This window comes from Caballeronia sp. LZ016 (assembly GCF_031450805.1).
Taxonomy (GTDB): domain Bacteria; phylum Pseudomonadota; class Gammaproteobacteria; order Burkholderiales; family Burkholderiaceae; genus Caballeronia.
This window is the reverse complement of record NZ_JARTVY010000002.1, coordinates 885679-900675: the sequence shown is the minus strand read 5'-3', so window position 1 is coordinate 900675 and position 14997 is coordinate 885679. Positions and strand designations below refer to the sequence as shown.

The following is a 14997-nucleotide window of genomic DNA, read 5'->3' as shown; positions in this document are numbered from 1 at the left end:
AACATGCAGAATACGCGAAACTCAGGAAAGGGGAATGAGCATGCACGAACCAATCGACAGTCACGCGCTGATTGCGCGCCTGCAATTGCAGCCGCATCCGGAAGGCGGCTACTTTCGCGAGACGTATCGCGCGGACCATCGCGTGTTGCGGGAAGCATCGAATGAAGCACGTTCGGCTTCCACCGCCATTTACTATCTTCTTTGCGATGGCGCGCATTCCGCGTGGCATCGCATTCGCTCCGACGAAGTCTGGCACTTCTACGCGGGCGATCCGGTCGACGTCCATGTGATCGATGCCGACGGCACGTCGACCACGCATCGGCTCGGCAACGCAGTGGCGCATGCGGACGTTGTCTTTCAGGCCGTGGTGAAGGCAGGCGACTGGTTCGCGGCCGAATGCCGCGAGGCATCAGGCGTGGCGCTGGTCGGCTGCACCGTTGCCCCGGGCTTCGAATTCAGTGAGTTCGAACTTGCAGCGCCGGGTGAATTGCAGGCGCGCTATCCGCAGCATCGCGAATTGATTGCGCGGCTCGCCTAAGCATTCGACGCAAGCCCCAAGGTGTCGCATATGAATGCGCCGATGCGTGCTGCGTCATCGAGCGGCAGCGTCGGAAGGGCGGTATCGATCGAGGATGCGTCGTCCGTTGCGATAGCGAGTATCTCGACATCGGTCTTGAAGAGCGGCTCCGTTGCGGTGGATGGTCGCACGACTTCGAGTCGCGGCATCGCTTCACGCGCGAAGCCTTCGACGATGACCAGATCGGCGGGCGCAAGGCGTGCGGCAAGCGTGGCAAGCGGCGGCTCGGCTTCGTCGTTCAGTTCGTGGACGATCGCATACCGGTAGGGCGACGCGATCAGCACTTCGCCTGCGCCTGCGCGGCGAAAGCGCGCACTGTCCTTGGCCGGCGGCTCGAGCTCGATCGAATGATGGCTATGCTTGATGACGTTCACGGTGAGACCGCGTGCGCGAAACCACGGCAGCAGCGCTTCGATCAACGTGGTCTTTCCTTGGCCGGAGCGGCCCGAAATGCCGAAAAACGGCGGGTGCGACGAATTCATGCGACGGTTTTATACGGGGTGAATGAAGCAACGGCGAGTTTAGCGGTTCCGTGGCGAGCCCGGTGATTTCGCGCTATCGTCGGGCATCGCGTTTGCGAACCACGGCAAGCGCGCGACATACCATAGGATCAGACATGGCCGAAGACAATCCGAGCACCGCGCTCGCTCCGCAGCAATTCTCCATCGACGTCATGCTCGAAAAGTACGCCAAGGGCGACGAGGCTCGCGTCGAAGACATTCATCGACGCGTCGCGCGGGGCGTGGCGTTAGCCGAGCCGGCGGAACTGCGCGCGAAGACGGAGGCGGAGTTCGTCGACAACTTCAGACGCGGCGCTCTGGGCGCTGGTCGCATCATGAGCGCGGCGGGCGCGGGCATCGATGCAACGCTCATCAACTGCTTCGTGCAGCCGGTCGGAGATGCGATACAGGGCGTCGATGACAACGGGCTGCCCGGCATCTACGTCGCGCTTCTGCAAGCGGCGGAAACCATGCGGCGCGGCGGCGGAGTGGGCTATAACTTCTCGGCGATCCGTCCGCGCGGCGCGCGAGTGCATTCGACGGGCTCCGCCGCATCCGGCCCGTGCAGCTACATGGACGTCTTCGATGCATCCTGCCGCACGGTCGAGAGCGCGGGCGCGCGGCGCGGCGCGCAAATGGGCATCCTCGATTGCACACATCCGGACCTGCTCGAATTCATCGCGGCGAAGCACACGAAAGGGCGCTGGAACAACTTCAACGTCTCCGTCGCCGTAAGCGATGACTTCATGCAGGCCGTCGCCGACGATGCGATCTGGCAGCTCGTGCACAAGGCGGAGCCATCGCCGGCGCAGCGATCATCGGCGGATATCCGGCAGCGCGAAGACGGATTGTGGGTGTATCGAGAGGTCAGGGCGCGCGAAGTGTGGAACACGATCATGCGTTCTACTTACGATGTCGCCGAGCCGGGCGTCGTCTTCATCTCTCGCATGAACGGCGACAACAACCTGCGCGCGGTCGAATCCATTCGCGCGACGAACCCGTGCGGCGAACAACCCTTGCCCGCTTACGGTTGCTGCAACCTCGGCCCGATCAATCTGACGCGGCTCGTGCGCGACCCGTTCGCGCAGATGCGCGGCGGTGCGCCGTCATTCGACTGGGACGGCCTTGCGCGCGCCACGCGCACGCAAGTGCGCTTCCTCGACGACGTGCTCGATGTCACGCTGTGGCCGTTGCCGGAACAGGCGCGCGAGGCGCAAGCGAAGCGGCGCATCGGCGTGGGATTCACGGGTCTCGGCGATACGCTCGTCATGCTCGGACTACGCTACGACGCACAGGAAGGCCGCGACTTCGCGGCACGCATTGGCCGCGCGATGCGCGACGAAGCGTATCGTGCGTCGGTTGATCTCGCACGCGAACGCGGCGCGTTTCCGCTATTCGACGCCACGCGGTATCTCGAGGAAGGCACGTTCGCATCGCGCCTGCCGGACGATATCCAGAGCGCAATCCGCCTGCACGGCATTCGCAATAGCCACCTGCTTTCCATTGCGCCGACGGGCACCGTGAGCCTCGCGTTCGCGGACAATGCATCGAATGGCATCGAGCCTGCATTCTCGTGGACGTACCAGCGCACGAAGCGCATGGCGGACGGCTCGCGTCAGAGCTTCGCGGTCGAGGATCATGCGTATCGCCTGTATCGCGAGATGGGCGGGGACGTGAACGCACTGCCGGAATACTTCGTGAATGCGCTGCAAATGTCCGCGCATGACCACCTGGAGATGATGGCGGCGGTGCAGCCTTTCGTCGATACGTCGATCTCGAAGACGGTGAATGTCCCCGCCGATTATCCGTTCGACAAGTTCCAGGACCTGTATTTCGAGGCCTGGCGGCGTGGCCTCAAGGGGCTGGCGACGTATCGGCCGAACGAGACGCTGGGCGCGGTGCTGTCCGTGACGCCGCCAGAAACGCCGAGCGATTCGCCCGATCCGGAACTGGACCTCGATCCTCTGCGCATTGCAATCGATCACCGGCCGCGCGGCGAGTTGCCTGCGATCATCGAGAAGGTCGAATATCTGACGCAGGCCGGCAAGAAGTCGCTGTATCTCGCGGTCTCGTTCATTGAAGTGACGGGGCGCATTGCGGGCCAGGACGTGACGATCGAGCGTCCTATCGAATTTTTCATTCCAACGGGCCAGCGCGACGAATCACAGCAGTGGATCACCGCAACCATGCGTTCGCTTTCGCTCGCGGCACGCGGCGGTTTCGCCGCGCGCACGCTTCAGGACATGCGCAAGGTTTCGTGGGATCGCGGACAAGTACGGCTCGGCGATGTGGAGCGGCTCGACGGCCATCGCAGTCCGCGCTGGCACGATTCGGAAGTCGCGGCGCTTGCGTATGCAATCCAGCAGATCCTGCACCGTCGCGGCTTTCTGGATGCGGAGGGAACTCAGATGCCGTCCCGCGTGCTGGCGAAGAAACGCAGCGAGGGCGCCCAACCGGTGCGCGCATTGACGGCAGACGATGAAGCCGAAACGGACGATGCTTCGGATGCCGATGTATCCGCCAGCGATGCGAACGGTCTCGCGCTGATGCACGGACGCAAATGCGCGACGTGCGGCGCCAACGCCGTCATTCGCAAGGACGGTTGCGATTTCTGCACGGCTTGCGGGGAAGTGGGGGCCTGCGGCTAGTGCGATTCGCTCGCCCCCCGGCGCACCGCGCGCACCAGCCGGGCCAGCGACTTCAACGCATTGGCGGGGGCATCGGCGAACTGCGCGGCGACGATCGCCCCATCGACGGCCAGCGCGAGCGCCTGCGCGTCGGCCTTCGCGGTGCGTGACGCGGGCATCAGCGTGCGAATGGCGGCGGTCATGTCGCGCTTGTGCCGTCGTGCGATATCGACGGCTTGCGGCAGCGTGCCGCCGACTTCCACCACCGAATTGATGAACGCGCAGCCGCGATAAGTCTCGCCGCCGAACCATTCGGCGAGCGCCGGCACGAGAGCCGACAGCGTGCCGCCATGACGCGCGAGCGCATCGCGGAACCAGGCCATCCAGTTGTCGTGCCGAAACTCGAGGAACGCGACGATCAGATCGTCCTTGCTCGCGAAATAGCGATAGAACGTCTTCTTCGCGACGCCCGATTCCGCGATCACACGATCGATGCCGGTCGCGCGGATGCCGTCGCGATAGAAAAGGTCGTGCGCGGTGCGAAGGATGCGCGCATCGGGCGCAAGCCCCGCATCATCCGTGACAGATTCGATGATGTTCATGCCGTCGATTGTAGACAGGTTCGTCTACCTGGGCTAGAGTGCTGGCAAGTAGACAGACCTGTCTACCATCACCGACCAGGAGCCGCAATGGAAAGCCGACCGCCTCTTCCGCCGTTCGATGCACACACCGCCGCGCAGAAAGTCCGTCTCGCCGAAGACGGCTGGAACACGCGCGATCCGAAGCGCGTCGCGCTGGCCTATAGCGAAGACACGCGCTGGCGCAACCGCGCGGAGTTCGTCACCGGCCGTGCGCAAGTCGAAGCGTTTCTTCAGCGCAAGTGGGTGCGCGAACTGGACTATCGGCTCATCAAGGAACTGTGGGCTTTCACGGGCAATCGCATCGCGGTGCGCTTCGCGTACGAATGGCATGACGATTCGAACAACTGGTTTCGCAGCTACGGCAACGAGAATTGGGAATTCAACGAGGCGGGGCTGATGACGCATCGTCACGCGTCGATCAACGATCTGCCGATCAGGGAGTCCGAGCGCAAGTATCACTGGCCGCTTGGCCGACGGCCCGACGATCATCCCGGCCTCAGCGACCTCGGCCTGTAGCGACTCACATGTCGCGCCGCCGCCGGAAGGCCCACCATCCGGCGAGCACGGTGAAACTCGCGACGACGAGCACGAGCAGCCAGAAGCCGTGATGGTTCTCCGCGAGCGGAATGCCGCCCACGTTCATGCCGAAGAAGCCCGCCACGATGTTGATCGGCAGCGCGAGCACGGTCACGAGCGTCAGTGTGAACAGCGTGCGGTTGCTTTGCTCGTCCATGCGCGTCGCGATCTCTTCCTGCAGCAGCCTGATCCGCTCGACGAGGCCGGCCAGATCGTTCAGCACGAGCGAGAACTCTTCGGTCGCGTCGCGCAAGTCCTGAATATCCTGCGCGTGCAGCCAGCGCGGCGGCCGGGCGAGCAGGCGGAACACGGAGCCGGGTTCGGGGGCGAGCAGCCGTTGCAGCCGAACCAGCACGCGACGAAGCGCGCCGAGGTCGGAGCGCGTTTTGGACGAATGCGTCGACAGAAAATGATCTTCGATGCCATCGACCTCCGCGCTCGTGCGCCGCACGATCTGCACGAGAAGATCGGCCTGATCCCGCAGCAGATGCGCGAGCAGTTCTGCCGGCGAACGAAACACCTCGCCGCGGCGCACCGATTCGCGCAGCGAGTCGATCGAGCGCAGCGGCTTCATGCGCGCCGTGACGAGCAGCTTCTGATGCGTATAGACCCAGAGCGTCGCGATTTGCGAAGGCGTCAGTTCGAAGTCGAACATGACGTCGTTGATGACCGCGAACAGCGCGCCTTCCTGATGCTCGATGCGCGTCGAGTGCGAACCCTCGTGCAGGGTGTCGAAGAACGCGTCCGGCACGCCGAGGCGCGTGCGCATCCAGCGTTCGCACGCGCTGTTGGCGAGATCGAAGTGCAGCCAGATGAATTCCTTCGCCGTGTCGCCGCGGGCGAGCCATGCGCTCGCGGCTTCCGCGTCGATCGGTTCGCCCGGCTCATCGGCACGAAACCGAAAGCCGCAGACGAGGCCGGTGAAGTCGGAGCCGTAGGGCGGTCGGAGCAGGGTGGGAGAATTCATGCGGGCGTTCCGTGCGTTCGATGTGACATGCGCTGCGGCGGCCGGCTCGCGCGTTCAGGCGCTAGTGTGCCACTGGTCGCACCGGAAACGGTCGATGCAACCGTCGCACGTCGTGCAAGAATGGCTGTCATATTGGCGGCGTATCATGGCGCGATGCGAGACGGTCCGCCGACTCCGGCGAGCATGCCGTCGGTCAACTAGGGGAGAAGCGCGGTGGATGATCTGGACGATCTGGACGGCGTGACACAAACGACGGCGGCGGGCCTCATGCGGCTTGCATCCGTGATCGCGACGCTCGCCCGCGACGGCGAGGTGGACACGCGCTTCGGCGCGAAGCTTTTCAAGCGGCTCGACAAGGAAGCGCGGCGGGTTGCCGAGCGCGGCGACGACACGTTCGACGGCGCAGCGCGCGATGCACTTTTCGCGGCGATCGGCGAGCTCGACGTGGCGCTGCGCCAGCGCGACGCCGCTTCACTCGTCGAAGCCAACGCGCGGCTGCGCGAGCGCGAGGAAGCGCCGGCGAAGCGTCGCAAAGGCAAGAAGGAAAGCAACGCCTGAAAGGAAATTGAAGTCAGGCGCGAAACGTGCTGAGAGCCCGGCGATCCATTCAGCGAATCGCCATGTCCGTGAACTTGCATTCCCCTCATTGCGCCGTGTGGACCAGCCGCAGCGTCGACGTGGAGGTCCAGAGCTGGCGGATCCTGGTCGTCGATGACAATGCCTCCAGCGCCGAGGCGCTCGCCGCGGCGCTGACCGCGGACGGCTTCGAGACACGCGTCGCGCTCTCCGGCGTCGACGCGCTGCACGCCATCGACGGCTGGGTGCCGCACATCGTCATCCTCGATATCAGCATGCCCGAACACGACGGCTTTGCGACGGCGCGCGTGCTGCGGCGCATCGCGCGGACGCGTGACGCCGGAATCATCGCGTTCACGGCGCTCGGCGAGGAACTCGTGCGGCCACAAGGGCTGCACGCGGGCTTCGACGCGTATTGTCAAAAAGGCAATTCGCCCGCCACGCTCGTCAATCTGATTCAGCGGCTCGTCCACTGAACACCACTGTTCTGCACGCTCGTGCAGCAAAAGATTGTTCTGTCCCTGCGAAACGGCGCGGTCAGCGAGGAACCTCGTCGTCGCTCGGTACGCCTTAATCCATGCGGCAATCGCCGATTCACGCACGCTCGTGCGGCCAGCGATTGTTGGCGCACGGTGAAAAGTGAATTGAAATATATCGATATAAAAAAACGATAGTAGGGGTATACACTGCATTCCATCGACGTAGCAGACAGTTTCTCGCAATCCGCTGCGGCGCTTTCTGACACGAACGTCAACCGTCTTTGGAGCACACCATGAAACGCAATCTGATCGCTACCCTGCTTATCGCTGCTTCCGCTTCGATCGCCGCACCCGCTTTTGCAAGCGGCTACGGCCCGGCTCCGTCCTACCGCCCGGTCGTCGGCGCGCCCGCTTCGCAGCAAGGCCCGAGCGCACAAACCATCGCCGCTGAAGAAAACGCACACGGCATCGATGCCCGCGCGTTCGGCGGTTCGCGTGACTCGCTGGCTCAATCGGGCAACCGCACGCAAGCGGCTACCAGCACCAACTCGATCTACTTCGGTCACTGATCGAACCGGTCCGGCCGGATGATCCTCCGGCCTCGAGACTGAAGCGACCTTTCGGCGCCCGCTGCAGCAGACTCACGAGGTCTGTCCGCACCGGGCGCCGATGCTTTTCAGCCCGCGTCGACGAGCGCGCCGCGCATCACGCTGGCAAGCTCGGACGCCACGAACTTCGATACATATGCGTTCGCGCCGACCTTGCGCACGTGCTGCTCGTTCGCCGACCCGGACAGCGACGAGTGGATCACGACCGGAATGTGCTGCAGGCCGGTATCGGCCTTGATGCGCCGGGTCAGCGTGAAGCCGTCCATCTCGGGCATTTCGAGATCGGTGAGCACGAGCGCGATTTCGTCGGCCACTTCGGTGCCGTGCTTGCGCGCCTTGTCGAGCGCCGCTTCGAGCACTTCCCACGCTTCCTGGCCCGTTTTCGTCATCACGTAGGGGACGCCCATCGCGGTCAGGCTCTGCTCGATCAGCGCGCGCGCGACGCCGGAATCGTCCGCCGCGAGCACGCGGGCGCCGGGCTTCAGCTGCAAGCGGCCGGTGCTCGCTTCGGTGATGTCGGCGTCCTGCCCCGGCAGCACGTCGCGCACGATGCGCTCGACATCCAGCACCTGCGCGAGCCGCGTCCCGTCGACATTGCCGTCGAGCCGCGCGAAGCTCGTCACCGTGCGCCCGCCCGAATGCGATTCCGCCGACAACACCTGATTCCACTCCAGCCGCACGATATCGTCGACTTCCTCGACCGCGAATCCCTGCGTCGTGCGCGCGAACTCGGTGACGAGCAGAATCTTCGGCCCGTTCTTCGGACGGCAGCCGGTGATGCGCGCCAGGTCGATCACGGGAATGATCTGACCGCGAATGTCCGCGACGCCCAGAATTTCCTCGCTCGATCCCGCGACGGCCGTGATCGCCGGCATCGCCAGGATTTCGCGCACCTTGAATACATTGATGCCGTAAAGCTCGCGCTGCTCCGAGTTCGGCGCCTCGCCGAGCCTGAACAGAAGCAACTCGAACATGTTGCTGCCCGCGAGCCGCACGCGCTGCTCGATATCCTGCTGTGAACTGCTCATCTTGTCCTCTCTGTCGGCCGAAGCGGGCGCTCGCGCACCGCGATCCGCCCCATGCAACCGGTTGCGGGGCCGCGCGCGTGGCGCACGGCGTTCGCGGATTGCTACTTTTTCCGCGTGATGCCTGATTAGCGGCAACGTTCGGCGAAACTGAAGTCGGGCAAAGCGCGTATGCCGCCGCCGGGCTTGACCTATACTTTTTCCCGAATGGTCGGGTTAATGCCGATGAAGGCATCGAGCGGGAAGCCTTACGCTCGACGGCAGGCGCAGCAACGTATCCCGGATACAACGAAGCGCGCGCTCATCGGTCATTGCCGGGCCGGCGAACACGCGAAGCCAACGGAGGCGCTCGATGGCAACAGTCGCAGAAGTTCTGAATTCGAAACCCGACCAGACGGTCTATACGGTCGCCGAGACATCGCCGGTCTACGACGCCATCAAGCTGATGGCCGACAAGCACATCGGCGCGGTGCTCGTCACGCAGGGCGAGGAGATCGTGGGCATCATGACCGAGCGCGACTACGCGCGCAAAGTCGTGCTGATGGACCGGTCCTCGAAAGAGACGCCGGTGCGCGACATCATGACTTCGCACGTGCGCTACGTGCGCCCCGACCAGACCACCGACGACTGCATGGCGCTCATGACCGACAAGCGCATGCGCCATCTTCCCGTGATCGACAACGGCAAGCTCGTCGGCATGATCTCCATCGGGGATCTGGTGAAGAACATCATCTCCGAGCAGCAGTTCACCATTCAGCAACTCGAGTACTACATCCGGGGCGAGCACACCTGATCCGTGCATCGAACGTTCGGGCTTGTGCTGAATTTGTAAGCCTATCGTTATAATCGGCAAGGTTCGCCGGCCGCCGCGCCGGCGCGCAAACATGCGACGAACCGCAAGGAGCGCTGCCGATGAACGTGCCCGCCGAATCCACCGACGCCGCCTCGAGCGCGCAACTCGCGCGAGGCGCAAGCGCGCTTTCGCCCGATGCGCCGTTCTTCGTCGTGATGAACGCGGGCTCGGGCCGCAAGCAGGTCGATGAAACCTGCGCCGTCCTCGAACGCGAGCTGGGCGCGGCGGGACGCCGCTTCGAATTGTCCGTCGTCGACGATCCGCGCCAACTCGCCGCGACCGCGCAGCAAGCGGCCGAGCGGGCGCGTGCGGATCACGGCGTGCTCGTCGGCGCGGGCGGCGACGGCACCCTCTGCACGGTGGCCGAAGCCGCGCTCACGGCAGGCGTGCCGTTCGCCGTGCTTCCGCGCGGCACCTTCAACTACTTCAGCCGCGATCACGGCATTCCTGCCGATCTCGAAGCATCGACGAAGCTGCTGCTCGATGCCCGGGCGTATCCGGTGCAGGTCGGCTACGTGAACGACCGCATGTTCCTCGTCAACGCGAGCCTCGGGCTGTATCCGAAGCTGCTGGAAGATCGCGAGACCTACAAGCAGCAGTTCGGGCGCAGCCGGCTCGTCGCAATGTGGTCCGCGCTGTTCACGCTGCTGCGGCGGCATCGGCATTTGCGCCTGCATATCCGGCACGAAGGACAAACGCGCGAAGTGCGGTCGTCGACGCTTTTCGTCGGCAACAATCGATTGCAGCTGGAGCAGATCGGCATGGCGGAGGCGAGCGCGGTGGAATACGGCTTGCTCGTTGCAATCGCGCCTCGCCCCGTCGGCCGGCTCGCGCATCTGATGCTCACGCTGCGCGGCGCGGCGGGGCGCCTGAGCGATTCGGACCACGTGATGAGTTTCACCTTCGACCGCATCACGGTGACGCGGCCCTCGCGCCCGAAAGACACGCGCCGCCGCATCAAGATCGCGACCGACGGTGAAATCGCGTGGCTCGACATGCCGCTCGAGTTCCGCGTGTCCGAGCGTCCGCTGTTGCTCCTGAAGCCCGAACCTGCCGTGGCGGAAGCCAATCGCTCATGACTTTGCTGCTGCAGATTTCCGATCCGCATTTCGGCACCGAGCAGCCTCGCGTCGTTGCGGCGCTGTCGCGGCTCATCGAGGAGACGCCGCCCGATCTGGTCATCGTCTCCGGCGACATCACGCAGCGCGCCCGCAAGCGCCAGTTCGCGGCGGCGCGCGCGTTCTTCGATACGCTCGGCGCGACGCCGACGCTCGTCGTGCCCGGCAATCACGATATCCCGCTCTTCAACGTGTTCGCGCGCTTGTTCCAGCCGTACGCGAATCATCAGCGCGCATTCGGCGCGGAGCTCGAGCCGTCGTTCGAATCGCCGGATGTGATCGTGCTGGGCGTCAACACGACGCGGCCGTACCGGCACAAGGACGGCGAAGTGTCGATGCAGCAGGTGAAGCGCGTCGCCGCCCGGCTGGAGTCGGCGAAGGCGCGGCAGTTGCGCATCGTCGTGACGCATCAGCCGGTCGCGGTCACGCGCGCGAAGGACGAGGCCAATCTGCTGCACGGACGCGAGCGCGCGGTGCCGCGCTGGGCGCGCGCGGGTGCGGATCTGATCGTCGGCGGGCATATTCACTTGCCGTATGTGCTGCCGCTCCACGATACCTTCGCGAACCTGCCGCGCCGGATGTGGGCGGTGCAGGCGGGCACGGCGCTGTCGTCGCGCACGCGGGGGAGCATCGGCAATTCGGTGAACGTGATCCGCTATTCCCACGATGCAAGCGATACGGGCGATGCCGGCGCGCGGCGCGTCGTCGTCGAACGATGGGATTACGCCGAATCGGATGACCGCTTCGAGCAGCGCGCGCGGCATGAACTGGCGCTCGACGGCGCGGCGCGAGCGGCGGCGGTGACGTCGGCCGGATGAAGCAGACCGAAGCAGACTGAAGCAGGACAAGGCCGCCGCGCCGGGCACGCGCGCTGCGCACATGACAGAATGAACGCCGCCAGGCCACCCGCCCCGGAGCCCCGATGACCTTCGAACTGACGTTGCTCGCGTGGACGCTCGTCCTCGCCCTCGTGCAAGTGCTGTTGCCCGCGCTCGTGCGCAACCGCGAGACGGGCATCCGCTACAACACCGGCCCGCGCGATGGCCCCGCGCCGCCGCCCGGCAAGCTCGCCGGCCGCCTGATGCGCGCGCAGGCCAATCTCTTCGAGACGCTGCCCGTGTTTGCGGTCGCCGTGCTGATCGTCCATGTGACCGGGCGCGAGAACGCGCTCACGCATTACGGCGCGCTGACCTACTTCGTCGCGCGCGTCGTGTATGTGCCGCTATATGCGGCGGGCGTGCCGTTCGTCCGCTCGCTGGTGTGGCTGATTTCGATCGTGGGCATCGTGCAGATGCTCGTCCCCATCATCTGAGGCATACGGAGTCCGCATGACCGATTCACCATCGACCGTCGAAATCGAAACCGCGCCGAATCCCGAGTTCGCCGTGATCCTCATGCACGGCCTCGGCGCGGACGCCAACGACTTCGTGCCCCTCGTGCCCGAGCTGCGCCTGGCCGATGCCCCCGCCGTGCGCTTCGTCTTTCCGAATGCGCCGGAAATCGCCGTGACCGCGAACAACGGCTACGTGATGCGCGCGTGGTACGACATTCTTTCGTTCGAGGGCATCGTGAGGCGCGTCGACGAGGCGGGCATCGATGCGTCCGTGAAAACCGTGCGCGCGCTCATCGCACAGCAGAACGCGCGCGGCATCGCCACCGAGCGCATCTTTCTCGCGGGCTTCTCGCAGGGCGGCGCGATGACGTATCAGGCGGGGCTCACGCATCCCGAGCGGCTCGCCGGGCTGATCGTGCTGTCGGGTTACATGCCGTCGAAAGGCTTGATCGATGCCTCGGTCAGCGACGCGAACCGCCATGCGCCGGTCTTCGCGGCCCACGGCGCTTTCGACGACGTGCTCGACGTTCAGCTCGGCCAGGACGCCTGCGAGTTCGCGCGAGAGCTCGGCTGCGCCGTCGACTGGCACACCTATCCGATGGCGCACACGGTCTGCATGGAAGAAGTCGAAGCGCTGCGCCAATGGTTCGGCGCGCGTCTCGCGGCGGCGCGAAGCTAGCGTCCGGCGATCAGCGACACCATCTCGCGCCGCAACTCGGCCGGGCTCACCGGCTTGCTGAGCACGTCGTGTTCGCACGCGAGCGGCACGATGGTCGCCGCCGGTTCGCCCGTCACCACGAGGCAGGGACACGGGCGCCCGAGCTTCAGCGCGCCCGCCATCGCCACTTCGCGCGCGGTCTTGAAATCGCGCAACCGGTAATCGGTGATGATGAGATCGGGGAAGCGCTCGATCGTCGCGAGAATCTCCTCGAATTCCTCGAACGTCGCGGCGGAGTCGTAGAGCACGCCCCATTGCGACAGCAGCGCTTCTGTCGATGCGCGCACGAGGCCGTCGTCCTCGACGAGCAGCACGTAGCGCCCCGCCAACTGCGCCGCCTCGGCCGCCTCCGAACGCGCCGGCGCGCGGGCCGAGGGCTGGTCCGGCGACGGTCCGCACTGCGGCATCTCGAGCGAAAAGCGCGAGCCGCGCCCTTCGGCAGACTTCAGTTCGATGCGGTGCTCGTCCAGCATCGACACCACCGCATTGACGATCGACAGCCCCAGCCCCAGGCCCTTGTCGCGATCCTGCTCCGGGTTGTCGAGCTGAAAGAACGGCTGAAAGATGGCGTCGAAATAATCGGCCGGAATGCCGATTCCGTTGTCGAGCACGTCGATGCGCGCGCGCGTCGGCGATCGCACGACGCCCACGATGACGGTCGGCTTCGTCGGCTTGCCGGTATCCGCGTACTTGATGCCGTTCGACACGAGGTTCGCGACCGCGCGGCACAGCCAGTGCGAATCGCTGCGCACGCAGACGACATCGTCTTTCGGCAGCCGCAGGCGCAAATCGACGCCACGGCTCGCCGCGAACGGTCGCAACTGCTCCGCCGCTTCCTCGACGATCTGCCGCACGTCGAACACGTGATAGCGCGGCGCCACGCGCCCCGATTCCAGTCGCGACAAGTCGAGCACCGCGTTCAGCAGCCGCGCGAGGATCACCGACGAGCGCCCGCATTCGTCGATCAGCCGCTCGGCCTGCGCGAACTCGCCGTTGCGGATGGCTTCGGCGGCGGCTTGCAGGAAGAGGTTCAGCGCGTGCATCGGCTGGCGAAGATCGTGCGTCGCCGCCGCCAGAAAGTTCGACTTCTCGCGGCTCGCGGTCTGCGCGGCGATCATCTGCTGTTCGCGCAACGCAAGCAGCGCGTGCGTCTTCGTCTCCTGGTCCTTCTTCGAAACTTCGAGTTCGCGGTTCTTGCGTTCGAGCGAGCCGTTGGCCGCGCGCAGTTCGTCGTTGAGCGAGGCCAGCGCGCGCTCCGCCAGATAGCGTTCGCGCGATACCCGTTCGGCGTGAGCACACACGCCGTGGCCGACGACCACGACGTTGAACATATAGAAGAGTCCCGCGAAGAAGTCTTCCGGATTGAGCAGGCGCACGGTGATCTGCAGCAGGACGATTGCCGCCATCGTGACGACGCCGACCATCAGCGCGAGACGAGAGCGCAGGTAGAAAAAGCTGAACTGGAAGAAGAGGGCGAGGTACAGGCCGATGAAATACTGCGTGTAGTTATAGGGCGCGGGGGTAATCGCGACCATCGTCAGGATGAGGCAGAGCAGGCCGTAGATGCCGGTGAGGATGACCCGGTGCGCCGTCGCGTGCGATCGGAACGACGGCCGCAGCACCAGGAAGCCGACGCAGATCAGGAGCGCGACGCCCGCGAAACGCAGCGCGAGGATATCGGCGAGGCGCACGTTGAGCGCCTTGTTGCCGCGCACGAAGCTGAAGTCCCACCACAGGAAGCATGTCCAGATGACGAGCGCGAGCAGCGCGGATGCGCGCCTGAACGCGCAGAACCGCTGGCTGTGATCTTCGAGAAATTGCGCTTCGAGCGCGGGATCGGCGAAGGGCGCGGGGATCGACAGATTGCGCACGAGGCTCGCGCCGGCTTCACGCGCGGCGGCGGCGAGCATGCCTCGGATGCGCACGGTGGCGGCGCTTTGCGGAACGGCCATCGTCGGGTCCCGGTCGGGCGATAAGCGAGAGGATTCACTACTTTAGGCTACGGCGCACGGATCGGAACGTCTTTTTTGGGCGATGCGCGCGGCTGCCGTGCGCGAGAAGGGCACGAAAATGCCGAACGGCGAGCGCGTGACAACCCGCTCGCCGTCTGGAAGGACAGCCCCGATCGATGCCCGGCGCGACAAGGGTACTGCGCGCTCAACGCATGGTCACGACTTCGGTTTGGCCTTGGTCGTGCGCTTGGTGACGCTGGTTTCCTTCGCGCCCGTGCTTTTGGTGGTGGACGCTTTGGTGGTTCCGGCCGTCTTCTTGCGGCTCGACATTTCCGTTTCGGCGGGATGGCTCGCCTGAGCCTTGCGTGGCGATGGCATGATGGACCTCCTTCAGTGAGTGTCGAAGCGACACACTGATAACCATAGGATGCGGGTAGCCGCTATTCA

Annotated in this window: 17 protein-coding genes; 11 read left to right on the top strand and 6 right to left on the bottom strand. The window is 65.1% G+C overall.

All coding sequences use genetic code 11. The features are described 5' to 3' along the window. The first annotated feature begins 40 nt into the window (after positions 1-40). On the top strand, positions 41-538 hold the full coding sequence (locus P9220_RS17665; protein WP_404980294.1) for a cupin domain-containing protein: 498 nt from the start codon (positions 41-43) through the stop codon (positions 536-538). Here the strand turns inward: P9220_RS17665 and mobB are convergent. Beyond that, positions 535-1059: a molybdopterin-guanine dinucleotide biosynthesis protein B gene (mobB, locus tag P9220_RS17660; protein WP_309766332.1), complete on the bottom strand. Its 525-nt coding sequence runs from the start codon at positions 1057-1059 to the stop codon at positions 535-537. The genes P9220_RS17665 and mobB overlap by 4 nt on opposite strands. A 134-nt stretch (positions 1060-1193) precedes the next feature. On the opposite strand from mobB, the gene P9220_RS17655 reads away from it, so the two are divergent. Beyond that, positions 1194-3725: an adenosylcobalamin-dependent ribonucleoside-diphosphate reductase gene (locus P9220_RS17655; protein WP_309766330.1), complete on the top strand. Its 2532-nt coding sequence runs from the start codon at positions 1194-1196 to the stop codon at positions 3723-3725. Here the strand turns inward: P9220_RS17655 and P9220_RS17650 are convergent. After that, positions 3722-4306: a TetR/AcrR family transcriptional regulator gene (locus tag P9220_RS17650; protein ID WP_309766328.1), complete on the bottom strand. Its 585-nt coding sequence runs from the start codon at positions 4304-4306 to the stop codon at positions 3722-3724. The genes P9220_RS17655 and P9220_RS17650 overlap by 4 nt on opposite strands. Positions 4307-4393: 87 nt before the next feature. Here P9220_RS17650 and P9220_RS17645 point away from each other — a divergent pair, with 87 nt between their 5' ends. Continuing rightward, a complete protein-coding gene (locus tag P9220_RS17645; RefSeq protein WP_309766326.1) occupies positions 4394-4861 on the top strand; it encodes a nuclear transport factor 2 family protein in 468 nt (155 codons plus the stop codon). A gap of 4 nt (positions 4862-4865) precedes the next feature. On the opposite strand, the gene P9220_RS17640 is transcribed toward P9220_RS17645, so the two are convergent. Then, complete coding sequence (locus P9220_RS17640) at positions 4866-5888, bottom strand: transporter (RefSeq protein ID WP_309766325.1); 1023 nt, start codon at positions 5886-5888, stop codon at positions 4866-4868. 213 nt (positions 5889-6101) lie between these two features. Between P9220_RS17640 and P9220_RS17635 the strand changes: the two genes are divergently transcribed. From P9220_RS17635 to P9220_RS17625, 3 genes are all read left to right on the top strand, one after another. Next, the gene (locus P9220_RS17635; RefSeq protein ID WP_309766324.1) at positions 6102-6446 is read left to right on the top strand and encodes a hypothetical protein; all 345 of its coding nucleotides are present in this window, start codon (positions 6102-6104) and stop codon (positions 6444-6446) included. Between the two features lie 62 nt (positions 6447-6508). Further along, complete coding sequence (locus P9220_RS17630; RefSeq protein WP_309766322.1) at positions 6509-6940, top strand: response regulator; 432 nt, start codon at positions 6509-6511, stop codon at positions 6938-6940. 296 nt (positions 6941-7236) lie between these two features. Then, positions 7237-7512 (top strand): hypothetical protein, encoded by a 276-nt coding sequence (locus tag P9220_RS17625; RefSeq protein WP_309766320.1) that lies wholly within the window; start codon positions 7237-7239, stop codon positions 7510-7512. 107 nt (positions 7513-7619) lie between these two features. Here P9220_RS17625 and P9220_RS17620 read toward each other — a convergent pair whose 3' ends face one another. Further along, positions 7620-8579 (bottom strand): chemotaxis protein, encoded by a 960-nt coding sequence (locus P9220_RS17620; protein WP_309766319.1) that lies wholly within the window; start codon positions 8577-8579, stop codon positions 7620-7622. A 349-nt stretch (positions 8580-8928) separates the two neighbouring features. Between P9220_RS17620 and P9220_RS17615 the strand changes: the two genes are divergently transcribed. The 5 genes from P9220_RS17615 (at position 8929) to P9220_RS17595 (ending at position 12559) form a co-directional block, all read left to right on the top strand. Continuing rightward, positions 8929-9369 (top strand): CBS domain-containing protein, encoded by a 441-nt coding sequence (locus tag P9220_RS17615; protein WP_309766317.1) that lies wholly within the window; start codon positions 8929-8931, stop codon positions 9367-9369. 119 nt (positions 9370-9488) lie between these two features. Then, positions 9489-10508, top strand: coding sequence for a diacylglycerol kinase family protein (locus tag P9220_RS17610; RefSeq protein WP_309766316.1), 1020 nt, complete (start codon positions 9489-9491; stop codon positions 10506-10508). Then, the gene (locus P9220_RS17605) at positions 10505-11365 is read left to right on the top strand and encodes a metallophosphoesterase family protein (protein WP_309766315.1); all 861 of its coding nucleotides are present in this window, start codon (positions 10505-10507) and stop codon (positions 11363-11365) included. Before P9220_RS17610 ends, P9220_RS17605 begins: the two co-directional genes overlap by 4 nt. 104 nt (positions 11366-11469) lie before the next feature. Then, on the top strand, positions 11470-11859 hold the full coding sequence (locus tag P9220_RS17600) for an MAPEG family protein (RefSeq protein ID WP_309766313.1): 390 nt from the start codon (positions 11470-11472) through the stop codon (positions 11857-11859). Positions 11860-11875: 16 nt separating this feature from the next. Continuing rightward, positions 11876-12559, top strand: coding sequence for an alpha/beta hydrolase (locus P9220_RS17595; protein WP_309766312.1), 684 nt, complete (start codon positions 11876-11878; stop codon positions 12557-12559). Here the strand turns inward: P9220_RS17595 and P9220_RS17590 are convergent. Together P9220_RS17590 and P9220_RS17585 are read right to left on the bottom strand one after the other, a co-directional pair. Continuing rightward, a complete protein-coding gene (locus P9220_RS17590) occupies positions 12556-14550 on the bottom strand; it encodes an ATP-binding protein (protein ID WP_309766311.1) in 1995 nt (664 codons plus the stop codon). The genes P9220_RS17595 and P9220_RS17590 overlap by 4 nt on opposite strands. A 216-nt stretch (positions 14551-14766) precedes the next feature. After that, complete coding sequence (locus P9220_RS17585) at positions 14767-14928, bottom strand: hypothetical protein (protein ID WP_309766309.1); 162 nt, start codon at positions 14926-14928, stop codon at positions 14767-14769. Between the last annotated feature and the right edge of the window lie 69 nt (positions 14929-14997).